Genomic DNA, 23,362 nt, shown 5'->3' on the forward strand with positions numbered 1-23,362 from the left:
GGCAAATACTAATGTTTTTTCAATTCAATAGTAAATTATATATTACTATCTTAATAATGGCGTATTTTTTGTACTTTGCCAAGTATGAAGCAACTGACTTTTTTAGTGTTTTTCTGCTGTTCAATAATGGGATTTGGTCAAAAAACATTGACTACAACACTTATAGAACAAGATAGTTTAGCCGTAGACCATTTTGTGTCAGTTGATAGCTTTGGTGCTTTGTATACAATCAACGACCATATTCTTACCAAACGAAAAGATCAAAAAACATGGGAATATAAAAATTTACAACTAGGGAAAATTACCTCTGTTGACATTCTCAATCCATTGAAGATTACTGTTTTTTATGAAGATTTTAATACTGTCATTGTTTTAGACAATACACTTAATGAAATCAAACGAATTGATTTCAATCTAACGACAGAATTCAAAAATTTAGCTGCCGCGACTACTGCCAACGATCGAAATTTATGGATTTTTGATACCAACACCCAACAACTAGAAGTTTTTAATTATAATCAAGAAAAAACCTTAGTGAAAAATTTACCTATTCCCGAAAAATTTATCACTCAAAAAAGTAATTACAATTTTTGTAAAGTACTAACTAACAAAACATTATACACCTACAATATTTATGGAAGTTTGCTAACTCAACAAGAATTAGTTGACATAAGCGATTTCTCAATGAGTAACTCGGACACTATTTTTTTAAAAGATGGACAATTATTTTTAATGATAAATGATGACATTTATCCTGTGAATATGCCCTCCGACCGAATTGCAATAAAACAGTTTTCGCTTCACAATGATATCTTGTATATTTACGACGGAATTGTATTGTATCAGTTTCAACTCAAAAAACCAACAAAAGAATAAAAAGAATACTATTTTTCTTAATTTCAATTATAAAATTCCATTAATCTGATATTAAGAACAACACCTAATTACACAATCACATGCATGTTGCAATAGCAGGAAATATTGGCGCAGGAAAAACAACGTTAACTAAATTATTAGCAAAACACTACCAATGGGAACCCCATTTTGAAGATGTCGTTGACAATCCATACTTGGATGATTTTTATACTCAGATGGAACGTTGGAGTTTTAATCTTCAAATTTATTTCTTGAACAGTCGTTTCCGACAAGTATTACAAATTCGCGAAAGTGGCAAAAAGATTATTCAAGATCGTACCATTTATGAAGATGCACATATTTTTGCCCCGAATTTGCACGCAATGGGACTTATGACCAATCGCGATTATGAAAATTATCAATCGTTATTTGAATTGATGCAAAAATTGGTTGATGCACCCGATCTGTTAATTTATTTACGAGCAGACATTTCTACCTTAGTTGCGCAAATTCACAAACGTGGACGCGATTATGAAAACTCGATAAGTATTGATTATTTAAGTAGATTGAATGAGCGCTATGAAGCCTGGATTTCAAAATACGATAAAGGAAAATTATTAATTATCGATGTAGACAATCTTGATTTTGTAGATAACCCTGAAGATCTTGGAAGTGTAATCAATAAGATTGATGCTGAGATTCACGGATTGTTTTAAAAAATATATTATAAAAGGTCGCTAAAAAGCGACCTTTTGTGTTTTAGCAACCTGTATGACACGTTCTGCAATGCAATGGATCACTTAATGGATGTGCATTGGTAATGCAATTTCCGCATGTTTGTCCGCTACAATTATTCGTATACGTACCGCCACTTCCGCCGCTTCCGCCACCTTCGCAGTCAACATCATAAGTTTCGTATGGAGGGACATATCCTCCAAGAACATTTGAAAGATTAGAAATATTGCTCTTTTTAAATGCTAATTTACTTTCGAACTTCTTTTTTTTCATGAGTTAAATTTTGTGGTTAATAGATTATAAGTTATAAAAATTATATCTCTACAAATCAATATTTTACCATAGATTTTATACGTGTATTCATTAAAAAATTACTACATCAACTTAAAAATGTGTATTTTACTATCACTAAAAGCTGCTACTCTACTATGCTTCATTTTTTTAAAGATTCACAGGAACACAATCTGAAAAACCAAGCCAGATTATATGTAAAACCTCATTTTTCCGTGAATAATCTGCGAGGTTTTTTGAGTGATTTTTACAACAGAGCGCTTACTTTTAGAGAAACTTCTAAAGGATTTATTGTAGATATTGATATACATACGAATAATCAGAAAGAAACTGTTCATAAAACACGAGTTCAATGTTTACAAAATGAAACTGTTATTTATGTAATTGCCGAGTCAGTTTTGATAGATCTTTCTTCATATAAAGAAACTACAAAACCAGCTTCTTTTGACCTTCGAAAGCAAGCATTTTTTGTGTATTTACAAACGCAATTATTAATTTTACAGAACGATCAGCTTTATGCCTTACACAACAAAGAGCAACTTCCTTTTGTAACAACTATTGATTTAGAAATACAAAATTTTTTGTTCCATCAATTCACTCCACAAGAATATGTACTCTCTATTTTAGGTGTTAATGATGTCATTGTAAAGGATGCAAATAAACATGTTTCTAAAAAAGAGGTAGAGTATTTTATCGTTACTTCCAAACGACAGTTCTTACTACAAAGAGATATAAAACATGACTTTCAGATAATTTCGATTGCTCGTAATGAATTAACTATTTTCGATAAAACAGGTAAAGATTTGGTTTCTACACAAAAGCTATCTTTTTACACAGAATTCATGAATGATTATTTGTTTCACGAATTGTTACCTGTTATTAAAAGCGCACAAAATCGTTTGGAAGTTTTTGCAGATTTGTTAGTAAAAAAATATTCTAAAAAAGAAGCCCATCTAGCATTAGCTTCTCGCATATTTCATTTACAAAATGACGCAATGTTCTCGTCACTGAATACACTAAAAGCTGATGTCGCAGTTCTATTCAAAAATTTATCAATACACAAACAAAAAGAGGAAACACTATTTGCAATTTTAACTAAACATGCCACGTCTGATTTTAATTTTGGCGACAATCTAGTAACAATTGCTCAAAACTGGCAGCTTTCTTTCAAAACACAAAAAGAGCTCTTAAAAATTATACGTCCTTTACAGCAAAAGTCTACAGCAAAACATAGTATTGCTTTTCATCAACATGTGTATGAACAATTTCAAGATAAAAAGAGAAAAGAGACAGAAACTTTTGAGTTCAATTTGAATTATGCCAGGCATTTGACCAATGCTGAACGTTTTTCAGAAGCTGTTGCTCTGTACAAAATAATTTATCAATTATTACCAGACGATAGTATTACGGACTTGTTACCTACTAAAAACACCAATTTATTAGAAGGTGAAGGTGGACAGCAGTTAAAAATTACTGTGTTAGAAGCAATTTTATATAACCAAAAACAATTGGGAGAAAATACTTCTGAAACCATTCACAAATTGGCCGAATTGCAACCTTTAGTTCATCGTAGAATTGATGATTTGCTTACAATTGAAGCTCTCAAGTATAAAGCAAAAGCGATTCAAGAAACTTTTCAGGAAAGTAATTTTTCTAGTTTAAAAACCCATTCAACTTCCTTGTATCAACCACTAAATAAGAAAGAAATTTTACAAAAAGTAGTGCCTAGTTGTTTTAAGGACGCCAAAGGTTTTTTTGACTCGCTTCATAATTTCATTGCTGCACTTAATCCTCCTGACTATGATGCTGTAATTTCGTTCTCTGATGAATTAAACTCAACGAATTATCCAGAAATCACTTCACGAATCTCCGCCATTTGTCATGCATTACAAATACAAGCTCCTGAATGTTATATAGGTCGCGGAAACTATTCTGATGTAGTAATAGGTGTTGAAGGAAAACCTGCTTTTTTAATAATTGGAATTGATTTTTTAGATTCTAAAAGTTCGCAATTCTTAGAAATTAATTCACTGTTATTTTTAATTGCTATTGAATTGGCACATATTTACTTTGAACATTCCAAAATTACCTCAACAGATGTTTGGCGAGGTGCTACTGACAAAGGTTTTACCGTTGTAAATTTGCTGCTTTCTGTACTGCCATTTGCAGGAAACATCGGAACTATTTTTGGAAATATTGCTAATGTAGAAAAATACAAAACAATCATTAATCGTGTGGAACAAGTTGCTAATGTTGCTGAAAAAGGGAAAGAGATAATGGAAGTGAGTGAACGGTATAATTTGAATCCTTTTAAGAAAGAAAAATCTCAGCAAGATCATTCTGAAAATTTACTCATCACTTCTCGTTTGATGGAAATTGTAGCCGATAAAGTAGCTCTTTTATTTTGTGATGACGTAAAAGCTGCTGTAAAAGCATTAGTGTATAGTAAGCCAAATTTTGAAACCTCTCAAAAATTAATTGACACGCATGGTTTGGAAACTTTTTTAGCACAAACTAATGAAGCTGGAGAGTTTATTCATCAAGAGCTAATCATTCGTATTAGAAATGTTTTTTCTTTTTATCTATCAGACACTTTTGAAACATTAAAAAAGCAATTACATAACTAACATAAAAAAGCCACAATCCGAAAATTGTGGCTCAACTGTATAAAAATATGTCGGTTTTTATAAGTTTTCTTCTTTCATTGTGATGATATTAAGCGCTACATCTGCTTCATTCGTTTCTTGTGTACTTACTTGAATCACGTTTTTATCAACTTCTTCTGCTGTAGCAGTTTCATCAGTGTGTCCACCTAAAATTGGTGCAATTACTAAGCCTACTAAACACGTTAGTTTAATTAAGATATTCATAGATGGTCCTGAGGTATCTTTAAATGGATCTCCAACTGTATCACCTGTTACTGCCGCCTTGTGCGCATCAGACCCTTTATAAGTCATTTCTCCATTAATTTCAACACCTGCTTCAAAAGATTTCTTAGCGTTATCCCAAGCTCCTCCAGCATTGTTTTGGAAAATTGCCCACATTACACCAGATACACAAACTCCTGCCATATATCCTCCTAAAGCTTCTGCTTGGAAAAATACACCAATTAGAATTGGAGTAATAATTGTAATTAACCCAGGGATTAGCATTTCTTTTAAAGCTGCTTTCGTAGAAATATCCACACATTTTCCATACTCTGGCGTTCCTTTACCTTCCATAATTCCTGGAATTTCTCTAAACTGTCGACGTACTTCTTCTACCATTTCCATTGCTGCTTTTCCTACCGACTCCATTGCCAATGCTGAGAAAATTACTGGAATCATTCCTCCTACAAATAAGGCCGCTAATACGTCTGCTTTGAAGATATTAATTCCATCAATTCCTGTAAAAGTTACATACGCTGCAAATAAAGCTAATGCTGTCAATGCCGCTGAAGCGATAGCAAATCCTTTTCCAACAGCTGCAGTTGTATTTCCTACAGAATCTAAAATATCAGTACGTTCGCGTACATGTGGTTCTAATTCGCTCATTTCCGCAACTCCACCAGCGTTATCCGCAATTGGTCCGAATGCGTCGATTGCTAATTGCATTGCTGTTGTCGCCATCATTGCAGAGGCCGCTAACGCAACTCCATAGAATCCTGCTAATGCATATGAACCATAGATTGCTGCAGCGAATAATAATACTGATAAGAAAGTAGATTTCATCCCTACTGCCAAACCTGCAATAATATTTGTTGCCGCTCCAGTAGAACTATTTTGTACAATATCTAAAACTGGTTTTTTACCCAAACTGGTGTAATAAGCTGTTACCATTGATATTAATGCTCCTACTGCCAATCCAATACAAGATGCATAAAACACATTCATACTAGAAACTTCTCTAGCTGCTGCTTCTCCAAAAAACTTCATTTGCATCGTTTCTGGCAACATCCACTTGATTAAGAAGAAACTTGCTACTAATGTTAAAAGAATTGAAACCCAATTCCCCATATCTAATGCTTTTTGAACTTGTGCTTCTTTAGCTTCATTATTTGATATTTTTACTAAGAACGTTCCTATGATTGACGCTAAAATTCCAACACCGGCAATTACTAATGGTAGTAAAATTGGTCCCATATTTGAAAAGTTGTCTGTAAATGGAGCTCCTGAAAGTGTAGCGATATCACGAATTACATAATTTCCTAGCACCATAGCTGCCAATACTGTTGCTACGTAAGAACCAAATAAGTCAGCTCCCATTCCAGCTACATCTCCTACGTTGTCTCCCACATTGTCTGCAATCGTTGCTGGGTTACGCGGATCATCTTCTGGAATTCCAGCTTCTACTTTTCCAACAAGATCTGCCCCAACATCGGCTGCCTTTGTGTAGATTCCTCCTCCAACACGTGCAAATAGTGCTATTGATTCTGCACCAAGTGAAAATCCTGCCAAGGCTTCTAAAACTACTGTCATTTCAGTATAAAAATCGCCTCCAGTAAGGAATTGCTTCATGAATAATAAAAAGAATAGACTCAGTCCTAAAACAGCCAAACCTGCTACACCAAGTCCCATTACAGTTCCACCACCAAACGACACTTTTAAGGCTTGTGGCAAACTTGTTTTTGCTGCTTCTGCTGTGCGTGCATTTGCATCAGTTGCAATACGCATTCCGATGTTTCCTGCCAAAGCTGAGAAAATTGCTCCGATAATAAATGCTAAGATGATCATGTAACTTGTAGTTTCTACTTTCCAAGCTACAAATCCTAACAATGCGGATGCAATGACAACAAATATTGCCAATAATCTGTATTCTGCATTCAAAAATGCCAACGCTCCTTCCTTGATACTTTTTGAGATTGATTGCATTTTTTCATTTCCTGCAGCCTGTTTTTTTACCCAACTCATTTTGATGAGCATAAAAACGAGACCCAAGACTGCCAAAGCTATTGGCACATAAATCATGTAAGATTCCATATTCTAATTAGTTTGATTAGTTATTAAGCGGCATAAATGTAACAAAATCAAGCAGAAAAAAAAACCTTCTAAATCGCTTTAGAAGGTTTTTTTTACATATTTTATGTTGTCATGTTTCTATATTGTGAAGTCTCCGTTTGTTTTATGCTCGCTCGCTTCATAACGCTCAATACATTTATCAACAATTTCGTAGGCTTCTTCAGCATTTCCCCAACCACCAACATCAACTTTTTTCTTTTCAAGATCTTTATATACTTGGAAAAAGTGTGTAATTTCTTTTATTCGGTGCGGATTTAAGTCTTCAATGTCTTTATAATTATTCCAAATTGGATCACTTACTGGCACACACACAATTTTTTCGTCTGGTCCTTTTTCATCTGCCATATGGAATACTCCAATTGGTTTTACTTCCATTACACACATTGGAAATGTAGGTTCTGTTCCTAAAACCAATACGTCAAGCGGATCGCCATCAAGAGCTAATGTTTGAGGAATAAATCCATAATCTCCTGGGTACATCATAGACGAAAATAACATTCTGTCGAATCGAATTTTCTTAAGATCGAAGTCATATTCGTATTTATTTCTACTTCCTTTTGGAATTTCAATTAGTGCATCAAACGTTATCTTTTCTTTCGCTGTCATATTTCTTTTGTTATACGTTTTGTAAAAATCGGCTGCAAATGTACGTAAAACACAGAGATTGACCAATTAGGTTTCCTCTTAATTTTGAGTTTCTATGTTACCTTTTCTTTAAGTTTTATAAGAACCTCTTTTTTTATTCTCTTTTAATTCAATAGAGAATCTTTTCAAGTTTGCCCAAGAAAGCAAAGAGAAAAAAATTACATATTTACTATATGTATTTCTTTTATAGGTTTTTAGAAATGAAAACCAAAGGCTCCTGTGACACCAAATTGGCGCGCATCAATATTGTCTTTATAATTTCCTCTGAAATTGAAATCGATTCTAAATATTTTGAAGATATTCCCAATTCCAAATGAGTATTCCCAATAAATTTTATCATTAGGAGCAATTCCTTCTGGTGTTAAACTTCTAAAAGGTAAGCTTTGAAATGCTGGAGTATTTAATGCAATATTATCGTTAGATATTTGTCCCCAAACACCTCGAATTCCTACGATTTCACGTAGATTTAATTTTCTCAATAGTGGAATCCTTGAAAAAATACGTCCATTAAAGTTATGTTCAATATGTAATGAAGCGTACGTATCTGTTACAAATTCGTAGTAATTTAGCTGCGCAAATGTATTGTAAATAGAGAAATACGATTGGTTCCCTGGTACTACACTCAATAAACTTAGTGGAACTTCTCCATATGTTTTTCCCACTTCGATTGTTGTGTATAAACGACCAAATCCACCTACTTGAAATGGTTGTCTGTAAAAGAATTGTAAACGAGAATAGTTGAAGTCGCTGTTCAATGCTCCTTCTATCCCTTGACTATATTTTAAGAATATGCGAGGAAAATCGTCATTTACAATTTTACGCTCTACTCCATGACGAATCGTTTTCCTTCCCGGAGTAATATCAATCGCAAAATTTACTTCTGTTTGACGTAATTCGTCTGCAATTCCTGTTGGAGAATTTGGATCAATGTATGATAGACTAAATGTATTGGGAGAAGCTGATTTGGTTGTTTTGTATGAGCTATTTAAACTTAACGTCACATTTTTCCATGGTTCCATTTGCAACCCAAAAGTCGTTAAATTAATATCTGTTAATCGATCACTATTTCCACTAGCCAATAATGCAGACGAGGCAAAACTTCTTCCTAACACATCATCATTTGTCGTTAAACTTACGCCTGTTTGTTCTACATCTCGACGATTTCCAGCAGAAATGATAAGTCTATTTTTTGGATTGAGCAACCATTTTCCTGAAATACCATATTTGAATTTGTCATCTCTAAATCCATATGCCCCATAACCTTCTATACGCCATTTATCATTGGGTCCAAAATATGTTCGTCCACCTGCACGCACACGAATTCCTTCTACATCGTTAAAACCGAACGTGGAAAATATAGGTCCGTAATCTATATTATATTGATCAAACTCTATATAGCCAGAAGCCAAAATAGATGCCAAATTGTATAGACGCTTAAATTTAGGAACTGTTTTTAAAGTATCGAGCATTTCATATACTCCTTTTTCATCTTTATTGAGCTTTTCCATTCGGTTTTCAGCCCAAAATTCTTCACTACGTTCGTAGATGTCTTCATTAAAAGGATTGATCTCTTTACTGTAAAAATCATCTGATTTCTCTACATCAAACACATAATTGTCATAAAGAGTTGTTCGTTTTCCATAAATTCCTTTTGATTTTTCCTTCTTGTTCAGAGCAAAATCTGACAACATATAATCACGTTTTAACAGGAAAACAGAATCGTTCAATACTTCAAATTCTTGTTCAATGTATATTTCTTTTACCCAGTTGATGTTTGCACTTTTACTAGCTTGTAAGTTTATTTTTTTAATGGCAAATGTTGAATCATTTACCCAAAAATCTCCTTTAAAAGTCAGCTCATTTTTCCTTCGTGGATAGAACACAATATTATAACACCATTTATTATCAATGTAAGCAGTATCAACCAATACATAATTATACGTATTGATTCCCGTTCGCGATAACGGACTTGTAAAACTTTTGTCAAAAAACTTTAAATAGTTATCATAAATATCATAATCTGCATACAAATCTTTTACAAAAGAAGTTACGGTTTCATTACTGCTAAAACCAGAGTTTCTGTTACCAATTAAATCTTCTTTTTCTTTGTTTTTAACATTGTCTCCGTATACTTTTGAAACAGCTTCGTTGATAAAAATAGGCAGATATGTTTTTCCTGTAATGCTTGAAGTATCTATTTCTTGAAAAATGAATTCCATTCCTCGAAACAATCGGCTTTTCATCATCGCACTATCGATTGTATTGAGATCAAATTCTATTTTTTCATACTTGTCATAAGCATATTGTTTAAATTGTCGAATTCCGTTAAATCGTTTTCTCTTCCAAATTTTGCGTAAAATATCAATTGCTGGATTATTCTTTTTGGGTTGTTTTCCTGAAACAATGACTACAGCATCTAGCTTTTCACCATCTTCCAAGACCACTTCCATATTGTAGTTTACTTTTTTGGTAAGTTTAATCTCTTTCGTTGTAAATCCTACAAAAGAAAAAACAACTACATCATATGTTGTATCTGATTCTAAATAAAATCTTCCATCTTCATTACTGATTGTTCCTTCTACAGAATTTTTAAATACAACATTCGCAAAAGGTACTGGTTCTCCTGACGAATCTTTTATAACTCCACTGACTTTTGTTTGCGAAAATGCTGAAAGGCAGCTAAAAATGGCTAAAAAACAATAAAATGTAGTCTTCAATTTTTTTGATTTTAAAAACAAAAACTTCATCAACAAACATGCCGATGAAGTTTTTATAATGTTAAAAGTACATTTTTATTTGTACATCACTTTTTTTACAGCATTGATCACATCATTTTTGTTTGGTAACCATTCCTCAAGTAATACTGGAGAATAAGGTGCTGGTGTATCTGCTGTATTTATTTTTTGAATTGGAGCATCCAAATAGTCAAATGCTTGTGCTTGTACTTGGTATACGATTTCTGTAGAAACATTTCCAAACGGCCAAGCTTCTTCTAAGATTACCAATCTATTTGTTTTCTTTACTGATTTTAAGATTGTATCATGATCCATTGGACGTATTGTACGCAAGTCGATAACCTCGCAAGAAATTCCTTCTTCTGCCAATTCATCGGCAGCTTTGTAGGCTTCTTTGATAATTTTACCAAAAGATACAACTGTTACATCGCTTCCTTCTCTCTTAATATCAGCAACTCCTAATGGAATTGTATATTCGCCTTCAGGTACTTCTCCTTTGTCTCCATACATTTGTTCCGATTCCATAAAAATTACTGGATCATCGTCTCTAATTGCAGTTTTTAATAAACCTTTAGCGTCATAAGGATTAGAAGGAACTACTACTTTTAATCCTGGGCAGTTTGCATACCAACTTTCAAAGGCTTGTGAATGTGTAGCTGCTAATTGCCCTGCAGATGCAGTTGGCCCACGAAAAACAATCGGAATATTAATTTGTCCCCCAGACATTTGACGCATTTTCGCTGCATTATTTATGATTTGATCAATTCCAACTAGTGAAAAGTTGAAGGTCATGAATTCAATTATTGGTCGGTTGCCATTCATAGCAGAACCTACGCCGATACCAGCAAATCCTAATTCTGCAATAGGAGTATCAATTACTCTATCTGGTCCAAATTCGTCTAGCATTCCTTTTGATGCTTTGTAGGCTCCATTGTACTCAGCAACTTCTTCTCCCATTAAATAAATGCTATCGTCATTGCGCATTTCTTCGCTCATAGCTTCGGCTACCGCTTCTCTAAACTGTATTGTTCTCATCGAATGATGTAGTTTTTTAAAAAAGTGAAAAACAAAAGTAACAATTAATTCTAATAATGAGAATTACAAAATCAAACATTTCTTAAAGAAGAGTGTTTTTATGATTTCTTTAGAGAATTGAGTAACTCTTTGAAAATCTTCTTCTTTTTCGATATCAAAAATACTGGAAAATTCATTTATCACATCTTTCACTGACACTGGAAACTCAAATAAATCCAATAATATGTATTCATACTCAGAAGTCATTACTTCCTTTATATTCGTTTTCATTTCCAAATGCATATCAGCCAATGGAAGCTTAAAAACATAGTACGCTTAAGTTCTACCCCCAAAATATTTTGCAGTGGTAGCTCTTGAATTTTTACTCGGTTTTGACCAATAACTATGAACGATTTTCATGAAATAAAATTAAATCTCCATCCGTTAGATATCGTAAATTATGAGAAAAAGCGCACTATAATTGATGATTCTTAAAAAAAGCAGCTGAAAAATAATAAATTATACAAAAAATTACTATGCATGCATAGTAATTTTAAAGAAATTATCAGTATCTTCGTAAAAAATTCAAAACAATAAAAAATATATAATACCAATGAAGATATTAGTATGTATTAGTCACGTACCTGACACTACTTCAAAAATCAATTTTACTGAAGGTGATACTAAATTTGATACCAATGGTGTACAGTTTGTTATTAACCCAAATGACGAATTTGGATTAACACGTGCCATGTGGTTCAAAGAAAAACAAGGTGCTACTGTTGATGTTGTAAATGTTGGCGGCGCTGAAACTGAACCAACACTACGCAAAGCATTAGCGATAGGTGCTGATGGTGCAATCCGTGTGAATGCAACTGCTACAGACGGATTTTTTGTTGCAAAACAATTAGCTGAAGTTGTAAAAAATGGTGGATACGACTTAGTAATTGCAGGTCGTGAATCTATTGATTATAATGGTGGAATGGTTCCTGGTATGTTAGCCGAATTGACAGGTGCTAACTTCGTTAATAACTGTATTGGTCTAGAAATCGATGGTACTAATGCTACGGCTGTTCGTGAAATTGATGGTGGAAAAGAAACTTCTTCAACATCGCTTCCATTAGTCATTGGTGGACAAAAAGGATTGGTTGAAGAAAGTGATCTTCGTATTCCGAATATGAGAGGAATCATGATGGCACGTAAAAAGCCACTAAATGTAATAGAAGCTGCTGACACTGCTGCTGAGACTACTGCTGTAAAATTTGAAAAACCAGCTCCAAAAGGAGCCGTAAAATTAGTAGATGCCAATAATATTGATGAATTGGTTAATTTACTACACAATGAAGCAAAAGTGATCTAATCACTGAATCGTTTTATTTGTTTAACCCATCCTGAATAAAATCAGGACATTATTAAAAAAATTATGTCAATTTTAGTATATACAGAATCAGAACAAGGAAAATTCAAAAAAGCAGCTTTTGAAGTCGCTTCATACGCCAAAGAAGTTGCAAATCAATTAGGAACTACTGTTACCGCAGTAGCCATTAATGTTGACGATACTTCTGAATTAGGAAAGTATGGTGTTGATAAGGTATTAAAAGTATCTGAAGATACATTGAAAGACTTCAATGCAAAAGCTTACGCTGCTACAATTCAACAAGCCGCTGAAAAAGAAGCTGCAAAGGTAGTTGTAGTAAGTTCAAGTGCTGACAGTAAGTCTGTAGCACCAATTTTAGCTGTGAATTTAAGTGCAGGATATGCTTCTAATGTTGTAGCGGCTCCAGAAAGCACAAGTCCTTTCGTTGTAAAAAGAACAGCATTTACCAACAAAGCGTTTAATCATACAGAAATCAATTCTGATGTAAAAATCGTTGGTGTTTCAAACAATGCTTTTGGATTGGTTGAAAATTCAGGCAACGCTGCTGCAGAAGCATTCTCTCCAAGTTTAAACGACGCATTATTTGGCGTAAAAGTGGAATCTTTAGATAAAGTTACTGGAAAAGTAACTATTGCTGACGCTGAAATTGTAGTATCGGCAGGAAGAGGATTAAAAGGCCCTGAAAATTGGGGAATGGTAGAAGAATTAGCAGATGTATTAGGAGCAGCTACCGCATGTTCTAAGCCAGTATCTGACTTAGGCTGGAGACCACACAGTGAGCACGTTGGACAAACTGGAAAGCCTGTTGCTTCTAATCTATACATTGCTATTGGAATCTCAGGAGCTATTCAGCATTTAGCTGGTATTAATGCATCTAAAGTAAAAGTTGTAATCAATACTGACCCTGAAGCTCCTTTCTTCAAAGCAGCTGATTACGGGATTGTTGGAGACGCTTTTGAAGTAGTTCCACAGCTTATTGAAAAATTGAAAGAATTTAAAGCAAATAACGCATAATTTTTTTTAAATTGTGCCCATTAAGGGCTGTCTAAAACAAGTTAACCCTTTTTTAGACAGCCTTTTTTATGTGAATGCATTTAGAGACAAATGAGCTTAGTAAAACTAAATATTAAGGGAATTTCATACAGCCAAACACAAAATGGAGCGTATGCGCTAATTTTGAATGAAGTAGATGGAGACCGAAAACTTCCAATTGTTATTGGCGCTTTTGAAGCACAATCAATTGCAATTGCACTTGAAAAGGAAATCAAACCACCACGACCATTGACTCATGATCTTTTTAAAAATTTTGCAGATCGTTTTGATATTGTCGTAAAACAAGTCATTATTCACAAACTTGTAGATGGTGTATTTTATTCAAGTATTATCTGCGAGCGCGATAAGATTGAAGAAATTATTGACGCACGAACTTCTGATGCAATTGCCTTAGCACTACGATTTGATGCACCAATTTTTACCTACAAAACTATCTTAGACAAAGCTGGAATCTTTTTAAAACTTACTTCTAAAGAAGAAGAGGAAACAGCGGAAAAGGAAAGTATTGTAGTCGATGAATTATTTGCAGACGATGAAAATTTAGATATCGTAGAAAGTACTACAGACGATAATTCTCTAGCTGCAGTTTCTCTTCAAGAGTTATATACCATGCTTGATGGAGCTGTTGCTGATGAAGATTATGAAAAGGCCGCTAGACTTCGAGATGAAATCTCTAAAAGAGAACAAGAAAACGAAAAATAAAACACCTATAATCACATGCGAAAAATTATTCTAAGCATTCTAACCGTATTTGCAATGCTCTTTAGTTTGAATGCACAAGAAGTTCAAATTGATGGACGCTGGAACTTTAGTGATATACAAAATGCAGCAGGAGAATCTCTGGTTCCAACATCTCCCAAAGACAAACTCATCCTAGAAGCAGGTGAATTTCAATACCAACTTGCTGCCAAAAATAATTTGAGCGCCAATGGAGATTATATTTATCAAAACAATTTATTAGTGTTCTATTACAATGAACCCACTGATACAATCCGTAAATATAAAATTACTACACTCAATGATTCTACACTGATTTTTAAAGAGAAGGATGTTTTTTATCAATTTAAAAAAAATAAAGTCACAGACAATTCTGTTGCGAGTTGGCAACTGTATAGCAACATCATTTATGAAGATTTAAGAAAATATCCAGATAGTATAAAGCGTACTGTTGAATTTAATAAAGGAAGTGACTTTTTAACACTAAGAAACAACGGTTCGTACGAAAGTGTGTTAGACGGCGGTTATAACAAAGGATATTGGCTACAAAACAATGATTTATTAGTTTTCAAGCAAAAAACTCCAACCAACATTGATGTCTATTATGAAGTTGTTGAAGAAACCGAGCAAATGCTCAAATTAAAAAAGGATGGCAATCAAATTTACACTTTCATTTCAAAAAACCATCCCAATTATATTCCGCCAGCAAAAGTAGAAAGTAAAATCATTGAAAGTCAAGGAATTTCTTTTACTAGCATTTGGCGAGGTGTTTTGGGAATGTTATCATTAATTTTTATTGCATTCCTCTTTAGTAAAAACAGAAAAGCTATCAATTGGAAAACGGTTGGACTAGGATTAGCGTTTCAGCTGATAATAGCTATCGCCGTTTTAAAAGTTGGATTCGTAAAAACTATTTTCGAAAGTGTCGGACAAGTTTTTATTAATATTCTAGATTACACACGCGCTGGAAGTGAATTTCTATTTAGTGGTGTTATGGATGTAAACTCCTATGGATTTATATTTGCGTTTCAAGTATTACCTACCATTATTTTCTTCTCTGCTCTTACTTCTGTATTATTCTACTTAGGAATCATTCAAAAAGTAGTAAAAGGTATGGCTTTGGTATTAACTAAAATATTAGGAATTTCGGGAGCAGAAAGTCTATCTGTTGCAGGAAATATATTCTTAGGACAAACAGAGGCTCCTTTACTAATTAAAGCATATTTGGAGAAAATGACTCGATCAGAAATTTTATTAGTAATGATTGGTGGAATGGCAACTGTAGCCGGTGCTGTATTAGCTGCGTATATTGGATTTTTAGGCGGTGACGATCCTGCCATGCGCCTTTTTTATGCTAAACACTTACTTGCTGCTTCCGTAATGGCTGCACCAGGAGCAATCGTTATCTCTAAAATTTTATATCCGCAAACAGAGAAAATTGATAATAACGTAGAAGTTTCTCAAGAAAAAATAGGTTCTAATATTTTGGACGCTATTTCCAATGGAACCACAGAAGGTTTAAAGCTTGCCGTAAATGTTGGTGCAATGCTGCTAGTATTTGTTGCATTTATTGCGATGATTAATGGAATTTTTGGTTGGATTGGAGATGTGACTTCTCTAAATAGTTGGATGGCAGAAAACACACCTTATACAAGATTTTCATTAGAAGCAGTTCTAGGAACAATATTTGCCCCACTTATGTGGCTTATTGGTGTTGCTATGGAAGACATCATGCAAATGGGGCAGCTATTAGGAGTAAAACTAGCTGCAAGTGAATTTATAGGTTACATACAATTGGCTGATTTAAAAAACCCTGAAAATATAGGTCATTTAAAATTTGACAAGTCTATCATCATGGCAACATACATGTTATGCGGCTTTGCTAATTTTGCTTCAATTGGAATCCAAATTGGTGGAATTGGTTCCTTAGCTCCTGGACAACGAAAAACATTGTCTGAGTTTGGAATGAAAGCGTTGATTGGAGGAACAATTGCTTCTTTAATATCTGCAACAATAGCTGGAATGATTGTGGGATAAATTCTCGTTAATAACCTATTGATAAAATACAAGCGCGTTGGTTAAAAATCAGCGCGTTTTTTTTATTTTTACCAACTACAAAACTGCATTGCAACACTTTTAAAATCAGAAGCATCATGAGACAATATTTAGACTTGGTAAAACATGTACTTGAACATGGAAATGAAAAAGGAGATCGGACAGGAACAGGTACCAAAAGTGTATTTGGCTATCAAATGCGTTTTGACCTCAGCGAAGGTTTTCCTATGGTAACCACAAAAAAATTACACCTCAAATCGATTATTCATGAATTATTATGGTTTATAAAAGGAGATACTAATGTAAAATACTTACAGGAAAATGGTGTCCGTATTTGGAATGAATGGGCAGATGAAAATGGCAATCTTGGACCTGTGTATGGGCATCAATGGCGCAATTGGAATAGTGAAAGCATTGATCAATTAGCAGAAGTAATTGAAACCTTAAAAAACAATCCTAACAGCCGTAGAATGATTGTTTCTGCATGGAATCCAAGTGTATTGCCTGACACCAGTGTTTCTTTCAGTGAAAATGTTGCCAATGGAAAAGCAGCATTACCACCTTGTCATGCCTTTTTTCAGTTTTATGTTGCTGATGGTAAGCTATCTTGCCAACTATATCAGCGAAGTGCCGATGTATTTTTAGGTGTTCCTTTCAATATTGCTTCATATGCATTGCTAACTATGATGATAGCACAAGTGTGCGGATATGAGTATGGTGATTTTATTCACACATTTGGTGATGCTCATATTTATAGTAATCATTTTGAGCAAGTTCAATTGCAACTAACTCGTGAGCCCTACCCGCTACCGACTATGAAAATCAATCCAACTATAAAAAGTATTTTTGACTTTACGTTTGATGATTTTGAACTGGTCAATTATCAGCATCATCCACACATTAAAGGCGCTGTAGCGATATAATTGAATTTGAAAGCAAATCTATTTTATGAAAAGATATCTTTTTACCCTCCTTTTTCTTTGTTGTATAACAATCAGTTTTACGCAAAACTCACTTCCAAAACCTGTCTATGCAGAAGGCTGTGAAAACACTGAGCAACCTACAGAATGTAGTGAAGAAAAACTGCGAACTGTTGCTTATAATGCATTGACAAAAATAGATATGGAAAAGGTAATAGCGAAAACAGAAAAAGATACTATTTTCATGAATACTAAATTGTATTTTCTTGAAAATCAATCTTTAGAAATTGAAAAATCTTCTATGAATTTTCACGAAAGTGAGTTAAATTATTTTGATATTGATTTAAGCTTTTCCTTAAAAGATTTACCATTTGCTCCACATGCGGATACTGACAAAAAAGTATCCTTTCGCAGCCACTTGTATTTAGTCGTTGATCGCAAACAAAACAAATTAATTCCTTTACCTGAATACACTCCAAAAAGAATTCCGTTTAGCGGCCCTGAAGTTGGAGTTATATATCCTGGTTGTGAAAAAACAACTTCCAATGAAGAAAGAAAACGATGCATGACTACAAGCATTTCTAAGTTTGTTGGTGAAAATTTTGACAACACTTTGGGAGAAAAACTAGGGCTCGATGGCATCAATCGAATTTATGTTGTTTTTAAAATTAATAAAGAAGGTGGAGTCGAAGAAATACGCTCAAGAGCGCCGCACCCACAACTGGAAAAAGAAGCAATTAGAGTTATAAAAATGCTTCCACCTATGCAACCTGCTATTATCGAAAATACTCCCGTAAGCATTAATTATGCGCTTCCTATTGTCTTTAATGTACAAGGAAAAGAAGTTAACGAAAGAAAAAAAAGAAAGCGAAATAAGTAGTACCTTTTTAACAGATTGACAATCTTTTAGTTATGATTTTACTAGATTTTAAAAAGAATTACATCTTAGACAATGGTTTTGTACAATTACGCCCATTAAAAACTGAAGATTTTGAGTTTTTATTACCCTATTCTATAAATGAACCTGAACTTTGGACATATTCTTTAACTCCTGCAGATGGTGAAGAAAATCTAAAGCGTTATATCGCAAAAGCGTTGCAAGACAGAAAAGACGAAAACGCCTATCCTTTTATTGTATATGACAAACGTTACAATACGTACGCTGGATGCTCCCGTTTTTATGATTTTAGCCAAACTCATCAAACTGTTTCCTTAGGATATACTTGGTATGGAAAGGATTTTCACGGAACTGGTCTCAATAAAAATTGTAAATTTTTATTACTTCAATTTGCTTTTGAACATATGAAAGTACAACGAGTTGAATTCAGAGCTGATTTGAAAAATAAAAGAAGCATTGCTGCTATGAAGAGTATTGGTTGTACTGAAGAAGGCGTACTTCGCAGTAATTGCGCTACACCTACAACAAGAAGAGATAGTATAGTACTAAGTATTTTGCGCCACGAATGGTTTAGCCGTGTCAAACGAGAACTTCTAAAAAAATTATAAAAAAAAGCCTTTTACTGAAATGCAAAAGGCTTTTTTAAGTGTCAAATTCTGATTATAAACTTAAAACTCCGTTTTCGGCAGCTGCAAAGTCATTCCACTTGTAAGCATCTGCTTCGGCATCGTTTGTGTAAATCCCGTCAACTACATAACGAAACTCATATTCGTTATCTTTTTCTAAATCGACAGTTCCTTTAAAAGTTCCATTTTTTAATTTTTTCAAACTTGTTGCTTCGGTATTCCATTCATTAAAATTTCCAACTACTGATACCGCTTCTGCCTCTTTTGCATCAACACTAAAGGTTACTTTGCAAACAGGTTTACTTTTTAAATATTGTTTCTTAATTGCCATAATTTCAAGTATTTGATACAATCAAATGTATAGAAGAATTTTTGGTAAACAAATGAAAGAATTCATAAATATGAAAGAATTATGATTTTGATAAAAAATTGGTTTTTTAAATTAAAAACCTACAACAAAAAAGCACTTTAATTAAAGGATTAACAACGCTATTTTAAGCCCTTTACCTCCTGATTTTCAACGATATCGTTTTCGTAATTTTTCAACTTTTTAGCATAAATCAATTTTAAATTCATCCGAAAAAAGTAGCATTTCATAGTAAAACTTTATCTTTTCCTCTTCACAAAATGAACAATTCAAAAAAAGAGAAGTATATTTATATCATTAAAAATATTCTGCAATGAAAAAATTTATTTTTCCAGCTTTGGCGTGTCTTTTCTTCCAAGTAAGTTTTGCACAAAAAGCAACCAATATGTCTGTGGTAAAAGTATCTCCTGATGGAAGTGTAAATCATGCTGTATTGGATAAAGCTCCATTATTGAAAGGTTGTGAAACAACCACAAATGCTTCAAAGTGTACAGATGATAAAATCAAAGCATTTGTAATGGAACAATTAGCCAAAGACAACGCAATAACAGCTAGTATCAAAAAAGAAAAAGAGCAAAAAGTATATGTGCGTTTTATAGTAACCGAACAAGGCTCTGTACAAAATATTGGCGTTCGTACTCAAAACACTCTCTTAAAAGCTCGCATACAAAAGGTTTTAGAAAAATTACCTACATTTTCTCCTGGAAAACAAGATGGTCGCACCGTAAGTGCAGCTTATAGTTTATATCTCAATCTTTCTGAAACCTTAGTACATAAGTCTAGTCAAATTAAATTATAATTATTTAAATGTTCGGCTCTAAAAAAAAACCTACCACACAAATAGATCAAGAACAGTTGGCTTTAATTAAAAATGCCCAAAAACGTATCAAACAAAAAAAACGTTTATACTATCATTTGGTAATTTTTATTATAGGTTCTGCCATTTTAGTATTGCTTAATGTAGTATTAGGATTTGGCAATAATGTTACATTATTTGGAACTCAGTGGTTTGTTTGGGCTGTATTAGCATGGTTGTTCTTATTTGTATTTCATGTTTTTGATGTATACATCACCAATAAATTTATGGGAAAAGATTGGGAAGCTAAACAATTAGAGCGTTTGGTTGGCCAACAAGAACTCCGCATCGAAAAACTTAAACAAAAATTCTTAGAACAAGAAACTAAAATAGCAAAAGAACAAGCCAAAGCTGAGCTCGAAAATACGGTAAAACCTGAAATAATCGATAGAAGCTCTTTATCGTTAATTGTCGCTGCTGCAGAAAATAATGTGATTGGAAAAGACAATCAATTGATTTGGCATTTAAGTGATGATCTAAAGCGATTTAAAAAACTGACTTCTGGACACCATATCATTATGGGACGTAAGACCTTTGAAAGTTTTCCAAAACCACTTCCTAATAGAACGCACGTAGTTATTACGCGACAAAAAAACTACAAAGCCCCGAAAGGTGTAATTGTAGTTCACAACATGAAAGAAGCTGTAAGTGTAGCCACACTTAGCGATGCTAACCCTTATGTGATTGGCGGTGGTGAAATATACAAACAAGCATTTCCTTTTGCTACTAAAATTGAACTGACTCGTGTTCATCATGAATTTGAAGGAGATACATATTTCCCCGAAATTGACACAAAAGACTGGAAAGAGACTGCTAATGAATTTCACCCGAAAGACAATAAGCACGAATACGAGTTTTCTTTCATTACATACGAACGAGTTTAAATAGAGTTTAACTTAATGTTATTTTAAAATTACCTATTTTTGCTCCATAATTAAAAAACCCCTTTTCTTCATTTGACATACTGAAGAAACCTAAAAACTTACAAATGAAAGCATATATTTTTCCAGGGCAAGGAGCTCAATTCACAGGAATGGGATTAGATTTATATGAAAGTTCTCCCGAAGCTCAACGCCTATTTGAAGAAGCCAATGACATTTTAGGATTTCAAATAACGGATATTATGTTTGAAGGATCTGCTGAAGATCTAAAACAGACAAAAGTAACTCAATCTGCTATCTTTTTACATTCTGTAATTTTAAGTAAAATTTTAGGAGATACATTTCAACCTGAAATGGTTGCAGGACACTCTTTAGGAGAACTTTCTGCCTTAGTAGCCAACAATACTTTGACTTTTGAAGATGGTTTACGCTTGGTTTCCACACGTTCAATGGCTATGCAAAAAGCATGTGAATTACAACCAAGTATTATGGCCGCTGTATTAGGTTTGGATGATGCGACTGTTGAAAGAGTTTGTAATGACACTTCAGGAATTGTTGTAGCTGCCAACTATAATTGTCCTGGGCAAATTGTAATTTCTGGAGAAACAGAAGCTATAGAAAAAGCTTGTGAAACACTTAAAGAAGCTGGAGCAAAACGTGCTCTTGCTCTACAAGTAGGTGGTGCTTTTCACTCTCCTTTAATGGAGCCAGCTAGAGAAGAATTAGCAACTGCGATAGAAAATACAACATTTAACAAACCGAGCTGTCCAATATACCAAAATGTAACGACAACAGCTGTTATGAATCCTGATGAAATTAAGAAAAACTTGATTCTACAATTAACAGCTCCCGTAAAATGGACACAATCTGTACAACAAATGATTGCTGATGGCGCCACACATTTTATCGAAGTTGGTCCCGGAAAAGTGCTACAAGGATTGTTACGAAAAATAGATCGTTCAGTAACTTCTGAGAGTGCTACTTTTGAAACAGAATAATATAATTATCCAATGAAAATTTCCAATACGCTACGAATAGTATTAATTTTTGGATTGATTTTGATGAATATTGGTTGCGATCAAGTGTCAAAATCAGTTGCAAGAACGCATATTGATAGTACAGAAAAAATTTCTGTTATTGGAAACTACATTGTTTTAGTGAAAACTGAAAATAAAGGTGCTTTTCTAGGTTTTTTATCTACTATGCAGAATCCTATTTTGAAAAGCATCTTTTTAATTATACTTCCCGTAGTTGTTTTGTTTTTAATTCTCCGCACAATTATTATAAATACCGATTTGGACAATTATATGATTTTTGGCTTATGTTGTATTATTGGAGGCGGAATTGGAAACTTATATGATCGCATAGTGTATCGCTCCGTTACAGACTTTATGCACATTGATTTGGGCGGTATCTTTAAAACTGGGATTTTTAATATGGCAGACGTCTCTGTGATGCTTGGAACAGGATTAATTCTACTTTCTTTTATCAAGCGAAAAGAAGTCTCCCTATCGTAACCACCTATACTATTTCTTTTAATCTAAAGACCTCATTTAAACAAAGTTAAGACGTTAATTTACGGTATTCCCGTAGAGATTTTCTATGTAGTTTTTATATTTTATCATAATAAAACAACTAATAAAAACTTTTATTATGAAAAAAAGAAACGTAAAGTCATTGAAACTTCATAAAAGTTCAGTGTCAAACTTAACAAATGAAAATGTAAAAGGTGGGGCATATTACACCAAATTTGATTGTCAAACTTTTTTAGACAGCCCTTGTACTTCGTTTATAGACGCATGTCCTTCTGCTTGGGTATGTCCATTGACTGAAAACCCGAGAGAATGTCCTTTTCCTATCTAAAAGGAAAATTAAAAGATTTCTGTAAAACTTTTAATTATCAATCTCATAACTTTTTTTAAAAGAATGCCTAGTTTTTGACTAGGTTTTTTTTTAATCAGTTTCCATTCTTATACAATCAATACGCAAACAATACGAAATGTAGAATTGTTAATTACGGGATTTCCTTACTAAAAACATATTTAATTTTTCTATTTTAAGTAATTAAGAATCAAAAACTTGAACCCATGAAAAAAAGAAATTTGAAATTACTAAAACTTCGTAAAAATTCTGTTTCTAAGTTAGGAGCTAATGTTTCTGGCGGATTAATAAGAATCACTGATATCCAAGTATGCGGATCACAAATTGATGCATGTCCTTCTGCTTTGGCATGTACTCAATTTACAGATTGTAAAACGTTTAACAATATGTGTGAGACACTTAATTATCCTTGTCAATCATTAGTTGAATGTTGGTAACAAAAAAAGCGGGCTGATAAC

At 33.5% G+C, this 23,362-nt stretch carries 22 protein-coding genes; 16 read left to right on the forward strand and 6 right to left on the reverse strand.

Annotation, left to right across the window (positions count from 1 at the left end):
• Positions 1 to 126 precede the first annotated feature (126 nt).
• Both AA088_RS04685 and AA088_RS04690 read left to right on the forward strand, forming a co-directional pair.
• Positions 127 to 876, forward strand: coding sequence for a hypothetical protein (locus tag AA088_RS04685; protein WP_052752783.1), 750 nt, complete (start codon positions 127 to 129; stop codon positions 874 to 876).
• Positions 877 to 956: 80 nt separating this feature from the next.
• Complete coding sequence (locus AA088_RS04690) at positions 957 to 1,571, forward strand: deoxynucleoside kinase (protein WP_046743794.1); 615 nt, start codon at positions 957 to 959, stop codon at positions 1,569 to 1,571.
• A gap of 43 nt (positions 1,572 to 1,614) precedes the next feature.
• On the opposite strand, the gene AA088_RS04695 is transcribed toward AA088_RS04690, so the two are convergent.
• On the reverse strand, positions 1,615 to 1,863 hold the full coding sequence (locus tag AA088_RS04695; protein WP_046743795.1) for a hypothetical protein: 249 nt from the start codon (positions 1,861 to 1,863) through the stop codon (positions 1,615 to 1,617).
• Between the two features lie 233 nt (positions 1,864 to 2,096).
• Here AA088_RS04695 and AA088_RS04700 point away from each other — a divergent pair, with 233 nt between their 5' ends.
• Positions 2,097 to 4,508 (forward strand): M48 family metalloprotease, encoded by a 2,412-nt coding sequence (locus AA088_RS04700; protein WP_156168408.1) that lies wholly within the window; start codon positions 2,097 to 2,099, stop codon positions 4,506 to 4,508.
• A gap of 57 nt (positions 4,509 to 4,565) precedes the next feature.
• Here AA088_RS04700 and AA088_RS04705 read toward each other — a convergent pair whose 3' ends face one another.
• From AA088_RS04705 to AA088_RS04720, 4 genes are all read right to left on the reverse strand, one after another.
• On the reverse strand, positions 4,566 to 6,839 hold the full coding sequence (locus AA088_RS04705; RefSeq protein WP_082106564.1) for a sodium-translocating pyrophosphatase: 2,274 nt from the start codon (positions 6,837 to 6,839) through the stop codon (positions 4,566 to 4,568).
• Between the two features lie 117 nt (positions 6,840 to 6,956).
• Positions 6,957 to 7,484: an inorganic diphosphatase gene (locus tag AA088_RS04710; protein ID WP_046743797.1), complete on the reverse strand. Its 528-nt coding sequence runs from the start codon at positions 7,482 to 7,484 to the stop codon at positions 6,957 to 6,959.
• A 233-nt stretch (positions 7,485 to 7,717) separates the two neighbouring features.
• The gene (locus AA088_RS04715; protein WP_046743798.1) at positions 7,718 to 10,270 is read right to left on the reverse strand and encodes a DUF5686 family protein; all 2,553 of its coding nucleotides are present in this window, start codon (positions 10,268 to 10,270) and stop codon (positions 7,718 to 7,720) included.
• Positions 10,271 to 10,315: 45 nt separating this feature from the next.
• Entirely contained in the window at positions 10,316 to 11,293 is a 978-nt protein-coding gene (locus AA088_RS04720) for a pyruvate dehydrogenase complex E1 component subunit beta (RefSeq protein ID WP_046743799.1), read from the reverse strand.
• A gap of 592 nt (positions 11,294 to 11,885) precedes the next feature.
• On the opposite strand from AA088_RS04720, the gene AA088_RS04730 reads away from it, so the two are divergent.
• The 7 genes from AA088_RS04730 to AA088_RS04760 all read left to right on the forward strand — a co-directional run bounded on the left by AA088_RS04730 (position 11,886) and on the right by AA088_RS04760 (position 18,901).
• On the forward strand, positions 11,886 to 12,632 hold the full coding sequence (locus AA088_RS04730; protein WP_046743801.1) for an electron transfer flavoprotein subunit beta/FixA family protein: 747 nt from the start codon (positions 11,886 to 11,888) through the stop codon (positions 12,630 to 12,632).
• 63 nt (positions 12,633 to 12,695) lie between these two features.
• Positions 12,696 to 13,664: an electron transfer flavoprotein subunit alpha/FixB family protein gene (locus AA088_RS04735; protein ID WP_046743802.1), complete on the forward strand. Its 969-nt coding sequence runs from the start codon at positions 12,696 to 12,698 to the stop codon at positions 13,662 to 13,664.
• A 90-nt stretch (positions 13,665 to 13,754) separates the two neighbouring features.
• Positions 13,755 to 14,405, forward strand: coding sequence for a bifunctional nuclease family protein (locus AA088_RS04740; protein WP_046743803.1), 651 nt, complete (start codon positions 13,755 to 13,757; stop codon positions 14,403 to 14,405).
• Between the two features lie 15 nt (positions 14,406 to 14,420).
• Positions 14,421 to 16,457: a NupC/NupG family nucleoside CNT transporter gene (locus AA088_RS04745; RefSeq protein WP_241483382.1), complete on the forward strand. Its 2,037-nt coding sequence runs from the start codon at positions 14,421 to 14,423 to the stop codon at positions 16,455 to 16,457.
• Positions 16,458 to 16,573: 116 nt separating this feature from the next.
• Positions 16,574 to 17,398, forward strand: a complete 825-nt coding sequence (locus AA088_RS04750; RefSeq protein WP_046743804.1) for a thymidylate synthase — start codon at positions 16,574 to 16,576, stop codon at positions 17,396 to 17,398.
• A 25-nt stretch (positions 17,399 to 17,423) separates the two neighbouring features.
• The gene (locus AA088_RS17545) at positions 17,424 to 18,275 is read left to right on the forward strand and encodes an energy transducer TonB (RefSeq protein WP_052752784.1); all 852 of its coding nucleotides are present in this window, start codon (positions 17,424 to 17,426) and stop codon (positions 18,273 to 18,275) included.
• Positions 18,276 to 18,307: 32 nt separating this feature from the next.
• Entirely contained in the window at positions 18,308 to 18,901 is a 594-nt protein-coding gene (locus tag AA088_RS04760; protein ID WP_046743805.1) for a GNAT family N-acetyltransferase, read from the forward strand.
• A 52-nt stretch (positions 18,902 to 18,953) separates the two neighbouring features.
• Here AA088_RS04760 and AA088_RS04765 read toward each other — a convergent pair whose 3' ends face one another.
• The gene (locus tag AA088_RS04765) at positions 18,954 to 19,250 is read right to left on the reverse strand and encodes an isoamylase early set domain-containing protein (protein ID WP_046744150.1); all 297 of its coding nucleotides are present in this window, start codon (positions 19,248 to 19,250) and stop codon (positions 18,954 to 18,956) included.
• A gap of 349 nt (positions 19,251 to 19,599) precedes the next feature.
• Here AA088_RS04765 and AA088_RS04770 point away from each other — a divergent pair, with 349 nt between their 5' ends.
• From AA088_RS04770 to AA088_RS04795, 6 genes are all read left to right on the forward strand, one after another.
• Positions 19,600 to 20,085 (forward strand): energy transducer TonB, encoded by a 486-nt coding sequence (locus AA088_RS04770; RefSeq protein WP_046743806.1) that lies wholly within the window; start codon positions 19,600 to 19,602, stop codon positions 20,083 to 20,085.
• Positions 20,086 to 20,093: 8 nt separating this feature from the next.
• On the forward strand, positions 20,094 to 21,026 hold the full coding sequence (locus tag AA088_RS17935) for a dihydrofolate reductase (protein ID WP_046743807.1): 933 nt from the start codon (positions 20,094 to 20,096) through the stop codon (positions 21,024 to 21,026).
• Positions 21,027 to 21,130: 104 nt separating this feature from the next.
• Positions 21,131 to 22,021 carry an ACP S-malonyltransferase gene (gene fabD / locus AA088_RS04780; protein ID WP_046743808.1) on the forward strand — a complete coding sequence of 297 codons (891 nt, stop codon included), beginning with the start codon at positions 21,131 to 21,133 and terminating at the stop codon, positions 22,019 to 22,021.
• Positions 22,022 to 22,033: 12 nt separating this feature from the next.
• Positions 22,034 to 22,540: a signal peptidase II gene (locus AA088_RS04785; RefSeq protein ID WP_046743809.1), complete on the forward strand. Its 507-nt coding sequence runs from the start codon at positions 22,034 to 22,036 to the stop codon at positions 22,538 to 22,540.
• Between the two features lie 136 nt (positions 22,541 to 22,676).
• Positions 22,677 to 22,886, forward strand: coding sequence for a hypothetical protein (locus tag AA088_RS04790; protein WP_046743810.1), 210 nt, complete (start codon positions 22,677 to 22,679; stop codon positions 22,884 to 22,886).
• A 224-nt stretch (positions 22,887 to 23,110) separates the two neighbouring features.
• Positions 23,111 to 23,341 carry a hypothetical protein gene (locus tag AA088_RS04795; RefSeq protein WP_046743811.1) on the forward strand — a complete coding sequence of 77 codons (231 nt, stop codon included), beginning with the start codon at positions 23,111 to 23,113 and terminating at the stop codon, positions 23,339 to 23,341.
• Positions 23,342 to 23,362: the final 21 nt, after the last annotated feature.

It is taken from the genome of Kordia zhangzhouensis, assembly GCF_001005305.1.
GTDB classification, from domain to species: domain Bacteria; phylum Bacteroidota; class Bacteroidia; order Flavobacteriales; family Flavobacteriaceae; genus Kordia; species Kordia zhangzhouensis.

Coding starts and splice junctions, on each gene's coding strand:
- AA088_RS04685 (WP_052752783.1), top strand. CDS start 127: ATGGGATTTGGTCAAAAAACATTGACTACAACACTTATAGAACAAGAT.
- AA088_RS04690 (WP_046743794.1), top strand. CDS start 957: ATGCATGTTGCAATAGCAGGAAATATTGGCGCAGGAAAAACAACGTTA.
- AA088_RS04695 (WP_046743795.1), bottom strand. CDS start 1,863: ATGAAAAAAAAGAAGTTCGAAAGTAAATTAGCATTTAAAAAGAGCAAT.
- AA088_RS04705 (WP_082106564.1), bottom strand. CDS start 6,839: ATGGAATCTTACATGATTTATGTGCCAATAGCTTTGGCAGTCTTGGGT.
- AA088_RS04710 (WP_046743797.1), bottom strand. CDS start 7,484: ATGACAGCGAAAGAAAAGATAACGTTTGATGCACTAATTGAAATTCCA.
- AA088_RS04715 (WP_046743798.1), bottom strand. CDS start 10,270: ATGAAGTTTTTGTTTTTAAAATCAAAAAAATTGAAGACTACATTTTAT.
- AA088_RS04720 (WP_046743799.1), bottom strand. CDS start 11,293: ATGAGAACAATACAGTTTAGAGAAGCGGTAGCCGAAGCTATGAGCGAA.
- AA088_RS04730 (WP_046743801.1), top strand. CDS start 11,886: ATGAAGATATTAGTATGTATTAGTCACGTACCTGACACTACTTCAAAA.
- AA088_RS04735 (WP_046743802.1), top strand. CDS start 12,696: ATGTCAATTTTAGTATATACAGAATCAGAACAAGGAAAATTCAAAAAA.
- AA088_RS04740 (WP_046743803.1), top strand. CDS start 13,755: ATGAGCTTAGTAAAACTAAATATTAAGGGAATTTCATACAGCCAAACA.
- AA088_RS04745 (WP_241483382.1), top strand. CDS start 14,421: ATGCGAAAAATTATTCTAAGCATTCTAACCGTATTTGCAATGCTCTTT.
- AA088_RS04750 (WP_046743804.1), top strand. CDS start 16,574: ATGAGACAATATTTAGACTTGGTAAAACATGTACTTGAACATGGAAAT.
- AA088_RS17545 (WP_052752784.1), top strand. CDS start 17,424: ATGAAAAGATATCTTTTTACCCTCCTTTTTCTTTGTTGTATAACAATC.
- AA088_RS04760 (WP_046743805.1), top strand. CDS start 18,308: ATGATTTTACTAGATTTTAAAAAGAATTACATCTTAGACAATGGTTTT.
- AA088_RS04765 (WP_046744150.1), bottom strand. CDS start 19,250: ATGGCAATTAAGAAACAATATTTAAAAAGTAAACCTGTTTGCAAAGTA.
- AA088_RS04770 (WP_046743806.1), top strand. CDS start 19,600: ATGAAAAAATTTATTTTTCCAGCTTTGGCGTGTCTTTTCTTCCAAGTA.
- AA088_RS17935 (WP_046743807.1), top strand. CDS start 20,094: ATGTTCGGCTCTAAAAAAAAACCTACCACACAAATAGATCAAGAACAG.
- fabD (WP_046743808.1), top strand. CDS start 21,131: ATGAAAGCATATATTTTTCCAGGGCAAGGAGCTCAATTCACAGGAATG.
- AA088_RS04785 (WP_046743809.1), top strand. CDS start 22,034: ATGAAAATTTCCAATACGCTACGAATAGTATTAATTTTTGGATTGATT.
- AA088_RS04790 (WP_046743810.1), top strand. CDS start 22,677: ATGAAAAAAAGAAACGTAAAGTCATTGAAACTTCATAAAAGTTCAGTG.
- AA088_RS04795 (WP_046743811.1), top strand. CDS start 23,111: ATGAAAAAAAGAAATTTGAAATTACTAAAACTTCGTAAAAATTCTGTT.